This is a genomic window from Nonomuraea antri (assembly GCF_013283785.1).
Classification (GTDB): domain Bacteria; phylum Actinomycetota; class Actinomycetes; order Streptosporangiales; family Streptosporangiaceae; genus Nonomuraea; species Nonomuraea antri.
On sequence record NZ_JABCPZ010000022.1, the window covers coordinates 1 to 16,787 of the forward strand.

Sequence of the window (16,787 nt, forward strand, 5' to 3'; positions counted from 1 at the left end):
CCCGGGGAACGGCCGGGTTCCGCTGATCAGTCGAGGGGCTGCCGGAATCTGGGCTTTCAAAGGTGAGCCGGATTTCGTGCTGGGCCTTCGTAGCAGGCCTATCCGCCGGCGAGCGGGGAGGCCGGAGGTTGCCTCCACGGCGGTGATGTCCGAGTTTCGCATGGTCACAAGCGCGGAGAGGCCGGAGAGCAAGCAGCCGGAGAGCATGGCGGCGCGGCGGATCCCGAATGCGGGCACCGAATGGCACGGCCGGAGACACGACCGCAGAGATACCGCAGAGACACCATCGCCCGTTACCCACGCCGCTCACCCGGCGACCTCCGGTTCCGGGAGTTTCCAGGTCGGCCGGTTCACGATCGCGGCGAGTGCTCCCGGGGCAGCGGTGTGGTCCCGGGCAGAGGCGGTGAGTCGGTGGCGGTCATGGTCGCAGTCCCCCCAGCCGTGGGGACTGCGCGGCCGGCGCCCGGTCGAGGGCCTGCGCGCTGGTGCGGCGAACGACCTGGCGCACGCCGCGCCTCGTCGGCGAGCGCGACCAGGCTCAGGCCCCGCCACCGTCGGAGCGCCCGTCGCCGAGAGCCGAGAACCGAGAACGTCTCGTCGTACATCGGGCCCGCGCCTCCCGATGGCTCGCGACGTCAGGCTGCGGCGCGGTTTTCGCGCAGCCACGGAGTCAGGCGGCGAAGCCGGGCGGGGGCGGCGTTCAGCCCTTGACCGCGCCCTGCGTGATGCCCTCCACGAAGCTGCGCTGGAACGCCAGATAGACCAGCACGATCGGCGCCACCACGATCAGGCTCGCCGCCGCCAGCAGCGGGATGTCCGTCGAGTACTGGCCGACGAACAATCCCAGCCCCGTGGGCGCGGTGCGCCGGTCCGGGTTCTGCATCATGACCAGCACCAGCAGGAACTGGTTCCACGACCACATGAAGTACAGCACGGACAGCGTGGTGATCGCCGGCCAGGAGATCGGCAGCAGCACGCGGACGAGTACGGCCAGGTCGCGGGCGCCGTCGATGCGGGCCGCCTCCACCAGTGCGTTCGGCACGCCGGAGAAGTGGGTCTGCATCCAGTAGACGCCGAACGGCAGGAACAGCGCCGCCTCGGCCAGCACGATGCCCACGTAGGAGTCGGTGAGGCCGACCTCGCGCAGGTTGAAGTAGAGCGCCACCACGACGAGTTCCACCGGCAGCGTCAGTCCCAGCACGAACCCGGCCGACAGGGTCCGGTGGCCCCAGACCTTGAGCACGCTCAACCCGTACGCCGCCAGCGTGGCCAGCACCACCGTGAGCGGGACCACGCAGACCGCGATCAGCACGCTCGACAGCATGAGGTTGGAGAAGTTGCCTCGTTCCCAGGCCAGCGCGAAGTTCTCCCATGACCACTGGTCGGGCAGGCTCAGGCCGCTGAGCTGCGAGCCGGGGGAGTGCAGCGAGGCCAGGACGATGCCGGCGAACGGCAGCAGCACCATGATCGCCAGCAGCGTGAGTACGCCGTAACGGATCCGCATGCTCAACCTCTGTCCCTCGTGGCGAAGCGGATGGCGCTGACCACGACCACCACGAGCGCGGTCAGCACGACGGCCAGCGCGCTGGCGCCGCCGATGTCGCCCTCGTTGAACGCCAGCCGGTAGACCAGCAGGGCGGGCACGTTGGTCTGCCCGGCCGGGCCGCCGTTCGTGGTGACGAAGACGAGGTCGAAGCTGGCCAGCGCGGCGATCGTGGTGATCACCCCGGCGATCGTGATCTCCTTGCGCACCCCGGGCAGGGTGACGTTGCGGAAACGCTGGTAGGCGCCGGCGCCGTCGAGCGTGGCCGCCTCGTACAGGGCGGGGTCGATCTTCTGCGCGCCGGACAGGAAGAGCATCATGCACAACCCGCTCATCACCCAGGTGCCGATGAGGCCGAGCGCGATCAGGGCCAGGTCGTAGTCGCCCAGCCAGGGCCGGGTCAGCCCGTCCAGCCCCACCAGGCCGAGCAACTGGTTGACGACGCCGGACTCGCTGTAGAGCCAGCGCCAGGTGATGCCGACGGCGACCAGCGGCAGCACCTGGGGCAGGAAGAAGACGATGCGGAAGAACGTCATCCCCCTGCGGACCTTGCCCATCAGCAGGGCCGTCATGAGCAGCCCGGCGGCGATCGGGATGACCGAGAAGAAGACGATCAGCACCAGGCTGTGCAGTACGGCCTCGTACAGCGCGCTGTCCTGGAAGATCTTGACGTAGTTGTCCAGGCCGGCCCAGGTCGCGGGCAGGATGCCGTCCCAGTGGAGGAACGACAGCCGCAGCGTGCTCAGCGCCGGCCAGATCGCGAACCCCAGGTAGACGGCCAGCGCGGGCAGGACGTACAGCCAGCCGCGGGCGCGCCGCCCGCGGCCGGCCAGGTCATGAGCCATGGTGGGCGTCCCAGGCCTGCTGCAGTGTGTTCAGGAAGTCGTCGGTCGTCGTCTTGCCGCTGATCAGGCCTTGCACGCCGGGCGTCAGCTTGTCGATCATGCCGGGGGAGGCGAAGTCGGGGAACGGGACGATGCCGTCGGCCTGCGCCACCGGCGTGAAGGCGGTCGCGATCTCCCGTGACAGGCCGTCGCCGGTCAGGTCCACCTTGGTGTTGACGGGCATGAAGCCGGTGTCGAACTGCAGCTGGGCCGCCTCGGGAGAGCTCAGGTAGTCGAGGAACGCGGCGGCCACGTTCGGGTGCTCGGTCTTGGCCGAGATGGCGTACGCGACGCTCGCCCCGGAGGCGACCTTCGCCGGCTCGCCCGTCGCGGAGGGCATGAGGAAGAAGCCGACGTCGTCGCCGAGCTTCTTCTCCAGGGCCGCGGCGGCCCAGTTGCCGGTGATCAGGAACGCGCTCTTGCCGTTGGCGAAGTCGGCCTGGGCGTCGGTGTCGGCCGTGGCGTTCGCGGCGGCCGGGATGTAGCCCTTGCCCACCCAGTCGGTCAGCGTCTCGGTGGCCTTGCGCGCGGCGTCCGTCTTGATCGACGCGTTCGGCTGTCCGTAGCCCCACGCGCGGTACTGCTCGACGTCGCCGAGCACGTTGAGCAGCGCGTTCCACACCTGGAAACCGCCGACCTGGAGCGCGCCGACGCTCAGCGGGGTGTGACCGGCGTCCTTGGCCTGCCGCATCGCGGTCTCGAAGTCGGCCAGCGACTTCGGCGGCTGCTTGACGAGCGACTTGTTGTAGAACACGCCGAGCACGGACAGCGCGCCGGGCGCGGCGTAGAGCGCGCCGGTGCCGAACTGCTTGGCCGTCTTGTCCGAGGTGAGGACCTTGAGGCTGGCCGGCGGGAAACGGTCGTTCCAGCCGTACGCCTTGGCCCAGGGGCCCAGGTCGAGCACGAGCCCGGCCGGCACCAGGGAGCTCATGGCGCCGGGGTTGTACTGGGCGAGGTCCGGCGGCTGGTCGGACGACATCGCCAGCTTGATCGACTTGATGTAGTCGTTGAACGGCGTCTGCTGGGGCTTGATCGTGACATTCGGGTGCAGCTTGGTGAAGCCGTCGATGAGCGACTTGGTGGGCGGGTCGTCGGTGTAGGCGAGGGTGAGCGTCACGGGTTCCTTGGGGACGTCCGTCGAGACCGCGATCTGTCTCTCCGCGCCGCCTGTCGAACCGGTGGTGCCCGCGCAGGCCGTCAGCGCGATGAGGCTGCCGACCGCCACGAGAAGCCGAGCGGGTGTCGTCGTGCCCATGACCGTTCTCCTTACCGAGTTTCTTGCTCTCACCTGACGCGCCGGCTCTCTCACCTGCGCACCGGTCCGAATCTGGTCAGCTCGACCTCGTCCAGCGAATGCCGCAGCGCGCCTTGCACCACGGCGTCCTCGCGCAGTGTCGAGATCTCCAGGGCGGGGGGCTCCAGGAGCTGACCGGCGAGGTGCCTGTTGATGGCGTCGAGCAGCGGCTGGCCGCATCTGGCCAGCGGCCCGCCGATGACCACGAGCCGCGGGTCGAGGATCGCCCTGATCGCCGCCACGCCCTTGGCGAAGCGGCCCGCGACCACGTCGATCGCCTCCAGGGCCGCCGGCACGCCGTCGACGACGGCGTCGAGCACCGCGTCGAGCCCGGCCGCCAGCGTGGCGGCGAGCGCGGCGTCGCCGTCGCGTTCGGCGAAGGACCTGGCCAGCCGGACGATCTCGGCCCCGCCCACCCGGCTCTCGAACGGGCCGAGGCCGTGCTCGGCCTGCCCGTCGGCGAACGCGTCGGGGTCGTGCCCGGCCTGCCCGCCGGCGAACGCGCCGGGGTCGTGCTCGGCCTGTCCGGCGGCGAACACGTCGAGGAAGCCCACGTCGCCGGCGTCGTTGGAGGCGCCCCGGTAGAGCTCGCCGTTCAGCACGATGCCGGCGCCGATGCGCTCGCCCCAGTGCAGCATCACCAGGGAGTCCTCGCGCTGCTCCGCCCCGCGCCACCGCTCGCTCTGGGTGGCCAGCTTGACGTCGTTGTCCAGGTAGACCGGGCAGCCCAGGGCCGCGCCCAGCCGGCGGACGAGGAGGTCGCCCGCCAGCCCGGGCAGGCTCGGGATCAGCTTGATCACCCCGGTCGCCGGATCGACGATGCCCGACACGCCGACGGAGGCGAACCAGAGCGCGTCGGTGGCCGCGGCGGTGCGCCTGACCATGGCCACCAGCGTCTCGACGATCTCCTCGCCGTCCGGGTGGGCGCCGAGCTTGACCACGTCCCGCGCGGTGACCGTGCCTGCCAGGTCGGCCACCGCCACCCGCAGGTCCTGTGGGCTGATGGAGATCCCGAGCACCTGGCCCGCCTCGGCCCTGAACCGCACCAGCTGCGCGGGCCGCCCGGCCCGGCTGGAGTCGCGGTCGAGCGAACCGAACTCGACCAGGCCCTCCTCGGCAAGCGCGTTGAGCGCGCGGCTGACCGCCTGCCTGGACAGGCCGACCGCCTTGGCGAGCGCGGAGACGCTCATGCTCGGCTCCGCGCGCAACCGGCCCAGGATGGCGGCGGCGTTGACCTCCCGCATGAAATGGGTGCCGGCTGCGACCAACTGCTCCATGACCCTCCCTCTGGCGTGTGACCGGGACGCTAGCATAATAATTATGTGCCGTACGGAATTAATTTGGAAAGGGCTGTGACCTGGGATGTCTCAACCGTTGTGGGTAGACACCGTCCGCGGGTTGGCCCACCGGGTCTTGGGCGAGGCGGCCCTGCCCATCGGGTTCGCCGCCCTCGACGGCCCGGAGCGCCGCTACACGTACGAGGCCGGTGGCGGCACGCTGACCATCGCCGCGACCGACGGCGTGAGCGCGTCCGTCGGGCTCCACCACTACCTGCGCGAGCGTTGCGGGCTGTCGGTGGGCTGGGACACCGTGTTGCCGCTGGCGCTGGAATCACTGCCCGACAGCCCGCCCACCTCCGGCTCGGCCCGCGTCCGTGAGGGCTACTACCTCAACTTCTGCACCTTCAGCTACACCACGCCCTACTGGGACTGGGCCGACTGGGAACGCGAGATCGACTGGATGGCCCTGCACGGCATCACCATGCCGCTGGCCGTCACCGGCCACGAGGCCACGTTGCACGCCGCCTACTCCAGGCTCGGCCTGTCCGACACGGCGATACGCGACTTCCTGGGCGGGCCGGGCTACCTGCCGTTCCAGTTCATGGGCTGCCTGGACGGCTTCGCCGGGCCGCTGCCCGCATCGTGGCTCGACCGCCGCCGCGCGCTCGGCGCCCGCATCGTCGAACGCGAGCGCGCCTTCGGCATGACGCCCGTGCTGCCCGCCTTCACCGGGCACGTCCCACGCGAAGTCGCTGCCGGAGCGCGGGCGAGCCGCCGCGACTGGCAGGGGTTCGAGACGTGGGTGCTCGACCCGGCCGACCCCCTGTACGCGCGCCTCGGCGCCGAGATCACCCGGGCGCAGATCGAGCTGTACGGCACCGACCACCACTACGCCGCCGACCCGTTCATCGAGATGATCCCGGTCGACGCCGACCCGGCCTTCCCCGGCGCCGTGGCGGCGGCCACCCTGGCCGGGCTGCGTGCCGCCGACCCGGACGCGGTGTGGCTCATGCAGGCGTGGCCGTTCTCCTACCAGCGGGAATTCTGGACCGGGGAGCGGGTCGACGCGTTCCTCGGTGCGATACCCGACGACCGGCTGCTGGTGGCCGACCTGTGGGCGGAGCACGACCCGCAGTGGGAGCGGTTCGACGCCTTCCCCGGCAAGCAGTGGCTCTGGTGCGCGCTGCTCAACTTCGGCGGGCGTACCGACCCTGTCGCGGACCTGCCCGGGCTGCCGGCGGCCGTCGAGGCCGCACTGGCCGGCGCGAATCCGCCCGCGGGGCTCGGCCTGTCCATGGAGGCGACCAGGAACAACCCGGTCTTCTTCGAGCTGGTGTCCGACCAGTTGTGGCGGCCGGTGCCCGACCTCGGCGCCTGGATCGACGCGTTCGTCACCCAGCGCTACGGCGGCCGGCACGAGAGCGAGCTGCGCGCGGCCTGGCACGGCCTGCTGGACAGCGTCTACGACGCAAGGGGCGTGCGGATCTTCCCCGAGCAGTTCAACGGCGTCATCACCGCCGCGCCCACCTACGCGGCGATCGACGGCGGCCTCGACGACCTGCGCGCCGACGTGGCCAGGACCCTCTGGTACCGGCCCGCCGTGCTCGAACGCGCCTGGGAACGCCTGATCGACGTCGCCGAGCGTGACCCCGAACTGGCCGCCGGGCCGCTCGGGCACGACCTCGCCGAGGCCGGCATCGCCTACCTGGCCAGGGTGGCCGACCGCCGCCACCTGGAGGCGGTGGCGGAGTCCGTGCGTCTCGGCGCGGCCAGCCGCCCCCACCTCGACCGATTCCTGCGCGTGTTCGACGACCTGGACCGCATGCTGGCCTGCCGGCCCGAGTACACCTTCCAGCACTGGGAGGCCAAGGCGCTGACCTGGGCGACCGGCCCCGAGGACCGGGCCGTCCTGCTGGACAACGCCCGCCGCATCATCACCGTCTGGGGCGGCCCGTCGCTGGACGACTACGCCGGCCGCCACTGGGCCGGGCTCGTCGGCGGCTACTACCGCGACCGCTGGCGGACCTGGGCCGACGGCCTCGATGACGCGCTGGCCGGGCGGCCCGGCTCCGCCGAGTCCGAGCTGCGGGCGCGGCTGGACGAGCACGCCGAACGCTTCCTGCGCGACGGCGCGGCCCCGGTCGTCCCCGGCGACCTGGCCGCCGAGTCACGCAGGCTGTTCACCACCTACGCCGGCTCGCTGGAGACCGGAGCCGATCGACGAGGAGCACGATGACCCCCACCGCACCACCGACCGAGCGCAGGAACCCGCGCACCACCGACATCGACACCCTGGAATCCTCGGACGTCCTGCGACTCCTGCTGGCCGAGGACGCGGCCGGGGTCCAGGCCGCGGCGGCGGCCGGTGACCAGCTCGCGCGGGCCGTGGACGCGGCGCACGCCAGGATCGCCGAGGGCGGCCACGTGCACTACTTCGGCGCGGGCGCGTCGGGCCGGCTCGCCGTGCTCGACGCCACCGAGATCAGGCCGACGTTCGGGATGGACCTGTTCACCGCGCACTTCGCCGGCGGGCCCGCCGCGCTCACCGATCCCGCCATCGACCGCGAGGACGCCGACGCGCTGGGCGCCGCCGACGCCGGGGCGCTCGACGCGACCAGCGTCGCGATCGGGATCACCGCGTCAGGGTCCACCAGGTACGTGGCGGGCGCACTCCGCGCGGCACGGGCCGCCGGCGCGCTCACCGTGCTGGTCACCTGCAACCCGGACGCTCCGCTGCGCGAGCTGGCCGATATCCACGTCGTCGCGGACACCGGGCCGGAGGCTCTCACCGGCTCCACCCGGCTGAAGGCCGGCACGGCCACCAAGGTCTTGCTCAACGCGTTCTCCACCGCACTCATGATCAAGGCGGGGCGTACGTACGGGAACCTCATGGTCGGGCTGGTGGCCACCAACGCCAAGCTCGGCGAACGGGCTGTGAGCCTGCTCGTCGAGGCGACCGGCGAGGACGCGGACGTCTGCCGCGCGATCCTGGCCGAGTCGGCCGGGCGCATCCCCGAGGCGCTGGTGCGGCTGCTCACCGGAGGCACGGCCGAGCAGGCGAAGGACGCGCTACGCAGGCACCAGGGCGTGCGGGCGGCCGTCGCCGCGCTGGGCGGGCACACTTGACCGCCGTGGCCGGCGTGGACGTCGGCGGCGGCGGTATCAGGGTGCGCATCGAGCGCGACGGAACGCGACGGTACGGCGAGGAGGCGGCGCCGGTACCGCGGGTGAACGGCCGCGTCGACCTCGACCGGCTGGCCGCCCGGATCATCGCGGTGGTCGAGCGCGCGACCGCGGAACCGGAGCACCCGCTCACGGCCATGGCGGTCGGCCTGACCGGGCTGCCCGGGCTGGTGGACGACCCGGAGCGGTTGTGGCGGGCCCTGCGGGCGCCTCTCGGGCTGGACACGCTGGTCGTGGCGGGCGACCTGGTCACGACGCACGTCGGCGCGCTCGGCTTCCGTCCGGGAGCCGTGGTCGCCGCGGGAACGGGTGTCATCGCGCTGGGCACCGACCTGGCCGGCGTTTGGAACCAGTCCGACGGCTGGGGCCACCTGCTCGGCGACCACGGTGGCGGCGCCTGGGTCGGCGCGCAGGGCCTGCACGCCGCCCTGCGCGCCCACGACGGCCGGGTCGGCGGCTCGGCGGCCCTGCTGGAACGCATGACCGCCCGCTTCGGCGACCCCTTCGACCTGGTGGCGCTCATGTACGAGCCGGGCGTGGCAGCCCACCAGCTGGCGTCGTTCGCGCCGGCCGTCGGTGACGCCGCCCGCGCCGGAGACCCGGTCGCCAGGCAGATCTGGGCGGAGGCCGGCCGGCAGCTCGCCCACACCGCCGTGGCCGCCGCGAAGGGGCTCGACCCGGTCTTCTCCTGGGGCGGCCGCCTGTTCGAAGCCTCGGACCTGCTGATGGCCGAGTTCCAGGACGCCGTGCGGGCGCTGGCGCCGGGCGCGAGGTTCGTGCCGCCGCACGGCACCTCGGCCGACGGCGCGCTGGCCCTGGCCAGAGCCGCCGTCGCGGGGGAGATCCGCCCGCGCCACCCCTACCTGTACGTCTTCAGCGGGCCGGCCGTCCTGTGACGGTCAGGTGCCCGGGTTCCAGAACTTCACTTCGGGGAAGGCCGGGGAGGTGCCGTCCAGCAGGGGGCGGGGGCGTCCGCGCAGGTGGCGGTCCATGAACGCGGCCACGTAGGCCCGCGTGACCTCCACCTCCCTGGCCGATCCCCTGGTCCACAGGGGGAAGTCGGTGAAGGAGTCGTGGTCGCCGCCGTCCAGCGTGAGCCACCGCTTCCAGCCCGGCATCCTGGACCAGTCGCGGGGCCAGGTGAAGTCCGGGCCGCCGGGCTCGTGCACCTCGCCCGCGCCCATCAGCATGAACGGCCGTTCCAGGCCCTGCTCGGGGACGGGGACGAAGAAGGTGCCGTCCATGTTGACGGCGGCGCGGACGCGCGGGTCCTGGGACATCGTCCAGGTGGTGGTGGCGCCACCGAGCGAGTGGCCGGCCATGCCGATGCGGTCGCGGTCGATGAGGCGCGCGTCCTTCCAGGCCGGCCGCCGGGGAGGCTGGTGCCGTACGACTCGTGCACGTGGTCGATGCCGGCCACCACGTAGCCGCGGCTGGCCAGTTCCTCGGCCAGGCTGGTCAGGGTCGCGCGGGAGAAGGTGAATCCCGGTGACAGCACGACCAGCGGCAGCCTGAGAGCATGAGCTGTCTCGTCTTCTCGGCCGGCACCCATGGGTCGGGGCGGCTGTGGTCCACGAGGTGCAGGGTGACCGTCCCCACGGGGTGCGCGCCGGTGGGCCGCGGCAGCGAAGGCGCCGCGCCGGAGCCCACACCATGGCCAGGGGTGGCGGACGCGGTGAGCGGGGCGAGCAGGCTTGCGACCAGGCCGCCCGCCACGCCGATGATCTTGATTGGCATGCCACTCATGCTCCCGACCCGGCCCGCGCCCGCGCATCGGCCGAACGAGCGGCCTTCATGTGCGACTTGGGCGCAGGCCCTGCCACCAAAGTCGCACCCGAGCCAGGAAGCGTCCCGCGCCCCGAGAGGGCCTACTTGAGCGCGCCCGCCGTCATGCCCGCCTGAATACGCCGCTGCAGGACGACGTAGACGATCAGGATCGGCGCCATCGCGATGGTGAGCCCGGCGAACAGCCCCGACCGGTCACCGGCGTAACCCTGCTCCACCGCGAGGTTGGCCAGGCCCTGCGAGAGTACGAACTGGTCGTCGTCGCTGACCAGGACGAGCGGGATCAGGTACTGGTTCCACTGGCCGATGAAGTTGAAGATGCCGACGCTGATGAGCCCGGGCCTGGCCATCGGGAGCATCACCCTGAAGAACGTCGCCACCTCGCCGCAGCCGTCGAGCCTGGCGGCCTCGCCGACCTCCGCGGGCAGCGTACGGAAGAAGGCGACCAGGAAGAACATGGAGAACGGCAGCGAGTACGCGGTGTAGACGAGGATGAGCCCGGGCAGCGAGTTGCCCAGCCCCAGGTTCTGCACCACGAAGAACAACGGGACGAGCGCCATGAAGACGGGGAAGGTCATGCCCGCGACGAAGAAGTAGTACAGCACCCCCTTGGCGCGGAACTCGAAGCGGGCGAACGCGTAGGCGCCCATGGCCGACAGCAGGAGCGTCAGCGTCACGCCGCCGCCGACCACGACCACGGTGTTGCCGAAGTAGGTGCCGATCGACGCCGAGTCCCAGGCGCGGACGAAGTTCTCCCAGCGCAGCGCCCGCGGCAGCGCCCACGGGTCGGCCACGATCTCCGGGTCGCTCTTGAACGAGCTGACGACGGCCCAGATCAGCGGCAGGGTCGACACGACGGCCCACAGGATGAGCAGCGCCTGGGCGACCGCGATCGTCGGGCCGGACGATCCGCGCCGCCCGGACCGCGCCCCGGCCGGACGGGTCTCGGCCGGGGCCTTGCGTACCAGGTCGCGCGTGGCGGTGGCCATCACAGCTCGATCCTCTCTCTGCGGGTCGCGCGCAGCGTGAACGCGGACAGCGCCAGGGTGACGACGAAGAGCACGACGCCCATGGCGGAGGCGTAGCCGAAGCGGCCGTAGGAGAACGCGTTCTGGTAGAGGTAGAAGGAGCCGACCTGGGTGGAGTCGTTCGGCCCGCCGCCGGTCATGATCTGCACGACGGCGAACGCGTCGAGTGCCGCGATCCCCAGGTACACGGCGGCCGTCCGGACGTTCTCCCAGATCAGCGGGATCGTGACGCGGAAGAAGACCTGGCTTCTGGACGCGCCGTCGAGCACCGCCGCCTCCAGCAGCGACGCGGGGATCGCCTTGATGCCGGCGGTGAAGAGCACGACGTAGAAGCCGACGCCGTTCCAGACGAGCACGGCGAGCACCGCCCAGAAGGCCAGGCTCTCGTCACCCAGCCACGACGGCTGGACCCCGTCCAGGCCGACGGCTTTCAGCGCGCCGTTGAGCAGCCCGTTGATCGGGTTGTAGATGTTCATCCAGAGCACGCCGATGATCGCGATCGACAACACGTACGGGAAGAAGAACACGACCCGGTAGAAGGCCGCCCCCCGCACCCCGCGGCTCTCGCCGCCGCGCGGGCCGCCGGCCGCGTTGAGCATGAAGGCCAGGAAGAGCGCCAGCCCGATGGTGATCAGCGGCAGGGTCACCAGGAGGAGCAGGTTGTTGCCGAGCGCCCGCCAGAACACCGGGTCGCCGAACAGCTCGGTGAAGTTGGCCAGGCCGATGACGTTGAACTCGGCGGACAGGCCGCGCCAGTCGGTGATCGCGATGTAGAACGCCTGGACGTACGGCGAGGCCACGAACACCGTGTAGAGGACGAGCGGCGCGGCGAGGAAGCCGAGGGCGAGTCGGCCCTGGTGCCGGTTGCGCATGGACCCGCCCGCCTCTACTTCCTGGCCGCGTCGGTCAGGCGCTGCGCTTCCGTGGCGAGCTGGTCGGCCTTGACGTCGCCGTTCATGAACCGGCCCATCACCTTGGCGATGTCGTTCCACAGCCGGCTGTTGCGGGTGTCGAGGGTGAGACCGAAGATGTGGTCGCCGGCCTCGGCCAGCGCCTTGTTGATCGACACGAGGCCGTGCTTGGCGTCGGCGGGCAGCTTGGCGTTGCGGTTCGACGACAGCGCGCCGGCCTGGGCGATGAAGTTCGCGGCGCTCTCGTCGGAGACCAGCGCGCGCAGGAACTCCAGGCCGCCGGCGGTGTTGGCGGCGTCGCGGGGCAGCACGTACGGCTCGCCCGCCTTGGCGCACAGGGCGCCGAACGGCCGGTCGTCGGCGTCGGTGATCGACGGCACCCGGCAGATCGACATGTCGAAGCCGGCCGGGACGCTGTCGCCCATCTCCTTCTCCAGCCACGACCCGCCGGGCACGAATCCGGCCTTGCCCTGGAGGAACTGCAGCTGGGCGTCGGTGTGGTTCAGCCCGGAGCTGCCCTTGAGCACCCAGCCGTTGGCCGGGATCGCCTCGAACGCCTTCAGCGCGGCGACGGCCCGGTCGTCGGTCCAGGCGTCCTTCTCCATGTTGTTGATCTTGTCGATGACCTCCTTGCCGGCCACCTTGTAGATCATCGAAGCGAGCCACCAGAACATGTAGTACGGGAACTGGCCGGGATAGACCCAGGGGGTGACGCCCGCGGTGGCCATCTTCTCGCACAGGTCGAGGTAGGCCTCCCAGGTCTGCGGGTAGGTCCAGCCCTTCTCCGCGAACAGCGAGGAGCTGTGCCAGGCGCCGTACGCGCCGTAGGAGATGTTGAGCACCAGGAACTCGCCGCCGTGCGTGCCCACCTCGACCACTCCTGGGCGCAGGGTGTCGCCCACGGTGCGCGCGGGATCGTTCCAGGACGGCGCCTGCAGCAGGGGCGCCAGCGGCAGGAGCGCCTTGTCGCCGACGAGCGCGCCGTAGTCGATGGCGTTGGAGCCGGAGTTGTTCACCACGTCCGGCGGGTTCTTGGCGACGAAACGCGGCTGCAGGGTCTGCTGGATCTGCTGGGTCGCCGACTGCTTGATCTCCGCCTTGGCGTGCTTGCCCCGGTACAGCTCGATGGGCAGCTTGATGTAGGTCTGGCCGTAGCCGCCGTCGAAGACGACGATCTCGACGGGCGCGTCGGACGCGACGCCGAAGGGGTTGCCCGCGACGGCGCGGCCGGTCGGGGCGGCGGCGGGGGACGGACGGCCGCCGCCCGGGGTGGCGCAGGCGGCCAGCGCGCCGGCGACGGGGGCCATGGTCATGAACGCCAGGACCGAACGGCGGGTCGGGCGCGACTGGGACGAACGGGTCATTTGGGTACACCTCCACAGGAACCACACTTTTGCGATCCTGAGTAAGGTAAGCTACCTTACTAATATGGCTACAGCAACAGGCGATGCACCGGCTTTTCCGTGGAACTCCTTTGATCAGGCGTTCGGCAGCCAGCCCGGGGCGCTGGCGGACCTCGTGGCGGCGCTGCCGGCGCAGCTCGACCGTCACCACGGCATGTCCCGGCTGGTCGTGTTCGCGATCGGGGCCAGCCACGCCGCGGCCCACGTGCTGGTGGCGCACCTGACCGCCCACGGGATCCCGTGCGAGCTGCAGACCGGGGCCGATTTCACCGCCGCCCAGGCCCGGCCGGGCACGACCTACCTGGGGATCTCCCAGTCGGGGCGGAGCGTCGAGATCGTGCGTGCGCTGTCGCAGGTTCCCCCGGAATCACGCATGAGCGTGGTCAACCGGGTGCCCTCGCCGGTGGCCGAGCTGACGCCGGACCCGCTCACGCTGGGCGGCGTCGCCGACTCCCGGGTGTCGACCGTCGGCTACACCGCCACGGCGCTGGCCCTGGCCATGCTGGCCGAGCACCTCACCGGCGGCGCGGACCTGGCGCGCTGGCAGGCGTTCGGCGAGCTGGTCGCCACCGTGATCGAGCGGCGCCGCGAGGCCGCCGCCGTCATCGCGGCCGACCTGCTGCGCGCCGGCCACATCGACGTGGTCTCCTCGCGCGCCGGGCTGGCCGCCGCGGAAGGCGCCGCCCTGCTGTTCCGCGAAGGCGCCGTGGTGCCGGCCGCGAGCTACGACACCCGCTCCTACCTGCACGGATTCATGGACAGCGCCAAGCCGGGCAGCGTGCACCTGATCGTCGACCGGGGCGACGAGGCGCTGCTGGCCAGGCAGCTCGCCGACCACGGCGCCACCGTGCACGTCATCGGCACCGAGCCGATCCCCTACGCCGGCACCGGCCCGCTGCACCAGATCCTGCTGCCCGCGATGACGGACGCCGAGCTGTCCATCGCCGCCAGCGTGATCTGCCAGATGATCGTCCAGGAGGCGTGCGCGGCCACCGGCCGCCGTCCCGAGGACTCGGTGTTCACCCGCATCGACACGAAGGTGGAGACCGCCGCGTGAGCCTGGTCCAGCCGCCGCGCCGCGGCGTCGCCGGCCTCGACATCGGCGGCTCGTACCTGCGCGTCCGCATCGAGGACGCGGAAACCGGCGCCGAAGTCGTCAACGCGACCAGGCCCAACGCCGACTGGAACGACCTGCGGGCGGCCGGCCGCGCCCGGCTGATCCGCACCGTCCTGGACGAGCTCACGCCCGCCGGCCACGAACTGGCCGCCGTGGGCGTGGGGGCGCGCGGTTGCGACTCCGACGCGCTGACCCGCGAGCTGGAGTCCGCCGTGTCGGCCGAGCTCGACCCGCGCGTGATCGTCAGGGTCTGCAACGACGCGCTGCTCGTCGGGCTGGCCGGCGGATGGGAGCACGCCCTGTCGGTGATCGCCGGAACCGGCGCCGTCGTCGCCGGGCGGACCGGTGACGGCGCGACCGTGCTCACCGACGGCTGGGGCTGGCTGCTCGGCGACCACGGCAGCGCGCCGCGCATCGTCATCGACGCGCTGCGGCACTACGCGGCGAGCGTGGACCGGGGCGGGAGCGACCCGGTGTTCCGCGCCTTCGTCGCGGACGCGTTCGCACTCACCGAGGATCGGGCACTGCCCGCCGCGCTGGAAGGCGCGCGCGAGGCGCTGGGCGACCACGCGCCGGGCGTCTTCGCGTGCGCGCTGGCCGGCTCGCCCAGCGCCGGTCGGGCGATCGGTGACAACGCCCGGCGGCTGGCCGGCAGCGTCGCGGCGGCGCTGGGCCACGGCGTCCTGGCCGACGCCGTCGTCGGCGCCGGCGCGGTCCTGGTCAACCAGCCGCTGTTCCAGGCCGCGTTCGCCGAGGGGCTGCGCGACCACGGCGTCACGCTGCCGCTGTCCGTCCTCGACACCGAGCCGGTCCACGGAGCCGTCCGGCTCGCCCACCTGGCACTGCCGAACGATGAGGAGCACCTCGTATGACCTCGCACCTGCGCCGCCTCGCCCTGGGCACCGTGCTGCCCGCGTTCGAGGGGACCACCGCCCCCGCCTGGCTGCTCGACCGGCTGCGCGAAGGGCTGGGCGGCGTCATCCTGTTCGGCCGCAACATCGTCTCGCCCGAGCAGGTGGCCGCGCTGGTCGGGCAGATCCGCGAGGTACGCCAGGACGCCGTCGTCGGCATCGACGAGGAAGGCGGCGACGTCACCAGGATCCACCACGACGAGGGCAGCCCCTACCCGGGCAACCGGGTGCTGAGCGAGAACGGCGACCTGGACGCCACCCGCGCGGTCGGCCGCGGCATCGGCGCCGAGCTGCGCGACCTCGGCATCAACTACAACCTGGCGCCGATCGGCGACTACGTGACCGATCCGCTCAGCCCGCTCACCACCCGCTCCTACGGCCGCACCCCGGGCGACAACGCCGAGCACGCCGCCGCCTGGATCGAGGGGCTGCAGCAGTCGGGCGTGGCCGCGTGCCTGAAGCACTACCCGGGGCTCGGCGGTTCGCTGCTCGACTCGCACCTGTCGCTCGGCCGGGTCGTGGCCGGGCGCGCCGAGTTCGAGTCGCGGCACCTGCGTACCTTCGCCAGGGCCGTGGTGGCCGGGACGGCCAGCATGATGACCGCCCACGTGGTGGTCGACTGCCTCGACCCCGAAGTGCCCACGACGCTGAGCCCGGCCGTGATCAGCCGCCTGCTGCGTGACGAGCTGGGCTACGACGGCGTCGTCATCTCCGACGCGCTGGAGATGCGCGGCGTGCTGAACCACGCCTCGTCGCTGCCCGCCGCCGCGGTCGGCGCGCTGAAGGCCGGGGTCGACGCGTTGTGCCTGGGCGCCGTGCAGTTCGAGGAGGCGACCGAGGCAGTGGCCGACGCGATCGTGGCCGCGGTGCGCTCCGGCGAGCTGCCGATCGAGCGGCTGGAGGAGGCCAACCGGCGCATCGCCGCGATGGCCCGCGACTTCCCCGGCGTGTCCGGCGTGCCCGGATCGACCGACACCGGCGCGGAGCGGGCCGCCGGCCTCGCCGCGGCCTGGGGCGCGACCCGGGTGGAAGGCGAGGCGTCGATCTCCGGCGCCGGGGTCCACGTCGTCACGTTCGACGACCGGACCTCCATCGCGGCCGGGCCGGTCCCCTGGGGCATCGGACCCGAGCTGCGCGCGGCCGGCGTCACGTTCGCCGACCACGTGCTCACCCCGCCGATCGGCGAGCTGCCCGACCTGTCGCAGGCCGGCCCGTCGGACGTCGTGGTGGCGGTGGTCAGGGACCTGCCGCTGCACCCGGCCAGCGCCGAGGTGTTCGCGCGGCTGAAGGCTGACCGGCTCGTCGTCGTCGACATGGGTTACCCGGGCACCGAGTATCCGCACGCCACCGGCGTGGTCCGCACCTTCGGCGCGTCGCGGGCGAGCGCCGCGGCCGCCGTCCGCGCGCTGACGAGCCGCCCGTGACGACGGCGGTGCGCGCCGGCCGGA

The 16,787-nt window shown here is 72.1% G+C and carries 15 protein-coding genes; 6 read left to right on the top strand and 9 right to left on the bottom strand.

Translation table 11 applies throughout. From position 1 onward, the window contains the following. Positions 1–700 precede the first annotated feature (700 nt). The 4 genes from HII36_RS10255 to HII36_RS10270 are packed head-to-tail and all read right to left on the bottom strand — an operon-like array spanning position 701 to position 4,998. Entirely contained in the window at positions 701–1,504 is an 804-nt protein-coding gene (locus HII36_RS10255; RefSeq protein WP_173522867.1) for a carbohydrate ABC transporter permease, read from the bottom strand. Between the two features lie 2 nt (positions 1,505–1,506). Further along, a complete protein-coding gene (locus tag HII36_RS10260; protein ID WP_173522868.1) occupies positions 1,507–2,388 on the bottom strand; it encodes a carbohydrate ABC transporter permease in 882 nt (293 codons plus the stop codon). Then, entirely contained in the window at positions 2,378–3,682 is a 1,305-nt protein-coding gene (locus HII36_RS10265; RefSeq protein WP_173522869.1) for an ABC transporter substrate-binding protein, read from the bottom strand. The genes HII36_RS10260 and HII36_RS10265 overlap by 11 nt, the downstream gene beginning before the upstream one ends. A gap of 50 nt (positions 3,683–3,732) precedes the next feature. Continuing rightward, positions 3,733–4,998, bottom strand: a complete 1,266-nt coding sequence (locus tag HII36_RS10270; RefSeq protein ID WP_173522870.1) for an ROK family transcriptional regulator — start codon at positions 4,996–4,998, stop codon at positions 3,733–3,735. A gap of 121 nt (positions 4,999–5,119) precedes the next feature. On the opposite strand from HII36_RS10270, the gene HII36_RS10275 reads away from it, so the two are divergent. From HII36_RS10275 to HII36_RS10285, 3 genes are read left to right on the top strand one after another with little or no spacing between them, the layout of a single operon-like run. Continuing rightward, complete coding sequence (locus HII36_RS10275; protein ID WP_236003361.1) at positions 5,120–7,237, top strand: alpha-N-acetylglucosaminidase; 2,118 nt, start codon at positions 5,120–5,122, stop codon at positions 7,235–7,237. Next, positions 7,234–8,127: an N-acetylmuramic acid 6-phosphate etherase gene (locus tag HII36_RS10280; protein ID WP_173522872.1), complete on the top strand. Its 894-nt coding sequence runs from the start codon at positions 7,234–7,236 to the stop codon at positions 8,125–8,127. The genes HII36_RS10275 and HII36_RS10280 overlap by 4 nt, the downstream gene beginning before the upstream one ends. A 5-nt stretch (positions 8,128–8,132) precedes the next feature. After that, a complete protein-coding gene (locus HII36_RS10285) occupies positions 8,133–9,080 on the top strand; it encodes an N-acetylglucosamine kinase (RefSeq protein ID WP_328807672.1) in 948 nt (315 codons plus the stop codon). Positions 9,081–9,083: 3 nt separating this feature from the next. Here HII36_RS10285 and HII36_RS55610 read toward each other — a convergent pair whose 3' ends face one another. The 5 genes from HII36_RS55610 to ngcE form a co-directional block, all read right to left on the bottom strand. After that, positions 9,084–9,506, bottom strand: a complete 423-nt coding sequence (locus tag HII36_RS55610) for an alpha/beta hydrolase (protein ID WP_217369362.1) — start codon at positions 9,504–9,506, stop codon at positions 9,084–9,086. 136 nt (positions 9,507–9,642) lie between these two features. Next, positions 9,643–9,921 carry a hypothetical protein gene (locus HII36_RS55615; RefSeq protein ID WP_217369363.1) on the bottom strand — a complete coding sequence of 93 codons (279 nt, stop codon included), beginning with the start codon at positions 9,919–9,921 and terminating at the stop codon, positions 9,643–9,645. 131 nt (positions 9,922–10,052) lie between these two features. Next, positions 10,053–10,958, bottom strand: coding sequence for a carbohydrate ABC transporter permease (locus HII36_RS10295; RefSeq protein WP_173522874.1), 906 nt, complete (start codon positions 10,956–10,958; stop codon positions 10,053–10,055). Continuing rightward, positions 10,958–11,869, bottom strand: a complete 912-nt coding sequence (locus HII36_RS10300) for a carbohydrate ABC transporter permease (protein ID WP_173522875.1) — start codon at positions 11,867–11,869, stop codon at positions 10,958–10,960. Before HII36_RS10300 ends, HII36_RS10295 begins: the two co-directional genes overlap by 1 nt. 14 nt (positions 11,870–11,883) lie before the next feature. Next, positions 11,884–13,272: an N-acetylglucosamine/diacetylchitobiose ABC transporter substrate-binding protein gene (gene ngcE, locus HII36_RS10305; protein WP_173522876.1), complete on the bottom strand. Its 1,389-nt coding sequence runs from the start codon at positions 13,270–13,272 to the stop codon at positions 11,884–11,886. A 64-nt stretch (positions 13,273–13,336) separates the two neighbouring features. On the opposite strand from ngcE, the gene HII36_RS10310 reads away from it, so the two are divergent. From HII36_RS10310 to HII36_RS10320, 3 genes are read left to right on the top strand one after another with little or no spacing between them, the layout of a single operon-like run. Then, entirely contained in the window at positions 13,337–14,368 is a 1,032-nt protein-coding gene (locus HII36_RS10310; RefSeq protein WP_173522877.1) for an SIS domain-containing protein, read from the top strand. Continuing rightward, on the top strand, positions 14,365–15,300 hold the full coding sequence (locus HII36_RS10315; protein WP_173522878.1) for a BadF/BadG/BcrA/BcrD ATPase family protein: 936 nt from the start codon (positions 14,365–14,367) through the stop codon (positions 15,298–15,300). Before HII36_RS10310 ends, HII36_RS10315 begins: the two co-directional genes overlap by 4 nt. Then, positions 15,297–16,763, top strand: coding sequence for a glycoside hydrolase family 3 protein (locus HII36_RS10320; protein ID WP_173522879.1), 1,467 nt, complete (start codon positions 15,297–15,299; stop codon positions 16,761–16,763). The genes HII36_RS10315 and HII36_RS10320 overlap by 4 nt, the downstream gene beginning before the upstream one ends. The last annotated feature ends 24 nt before the right edge of the window (positions 16,764–16,787 follow it).

What these genes read in the sequence shown, in the direction of transcription:
- HII36_RS10255 (WP_173522867.1), bottom strand. Translation starts at nt 1,504, where the DNA reads ATGCGGATCCGTTACGGCGTACTCACGCTGCTGGCGATCATGGTGCTG.
- HII36_RS10260 (WP_173522868.1), bottom strand. Translation starts at nt 2,388, where the DNA reads ATGGCTCATGACCTGGCCGGCCGCGGGCGGCGCGCCCGCGGCTGGCTG.
- HII36_RS10265 (WP_173522869.1), bottom strand. Translation starts at nt 3,682, where the DNA reads ATGGGCACGACGACACCCGCTCGGCTTCTCGTGGCGGTCGGCAGCCTC.
- HII36_RS10270 (WP_173522870.1), bottom strand. Translation starts at nt 4,998, where the DNA reads ATGGAGCAGTTGGTCGCAGCCGGCACCCATTTCATGCGGGAGGTCAAC.
- HII36_RS10280 (WP_173522872.1), top strand. Translation starts at nt 7,234, where the DNA reads ATGACCCCCACCGCACCACCGACCGAGCGCAGGAACCCGCGCACCACC.
- HII36_RS55610 (WP_217369362.1), bottom strand. Translation starts at nt 9,506, where the DNA reads ATGGCCGGCCACTCGCTCGGTGGCGCCACCACCACCTGGACGATGTCC.
- HII36_RS55615 (WP_217369363.1), bottom strand. Translation starts at nt 9,921, where the DNA reads ATGCCAATCAAGATCATCGGCGTGGCGGGCGGCCTGGTCGCAAGCCTG.
- HII36_RS10295 (WP_173522874.1), bottom strand. Translation starts at nt 10,958, where the DNA reads ATGGCCACCGCCACGCGCGACCTGGTACGCAAGGCCCCGGCCGAGACC.
- HII36_RS10300 (WP_173522875.1), bottom strand. Translation starts at nt 11,869, where the DNA reads ATGCGCAACCGGCACCAGGGCCGACTCGCCCTCGGCTTCCTCGCCGCG.
- ngcE (WP_173522876.1), bottom strand. Translation starts at nt 13,272, where the DNA reads ATGACCCGTTCGTCCCAGTCGCGCCCGACCCGCCGTTCGGTCCTGGCG.
- HII36_RS10310 (WP_173522877.1), top strand. Translation starts at nt 13,337, where the DNA reads ATGGCTACAGCAACAGGCGATGCACCGGCTTTTCCGTGGAACTCCTTT.
- HII36_RS10320 (WP_173522879.1), top strand. Translation starts at nt 15,297, where the DNA reads ATGACCTCGCACCTGCGCCGCCTCGCCCTGGGCACCGTGCTGCCCGCG.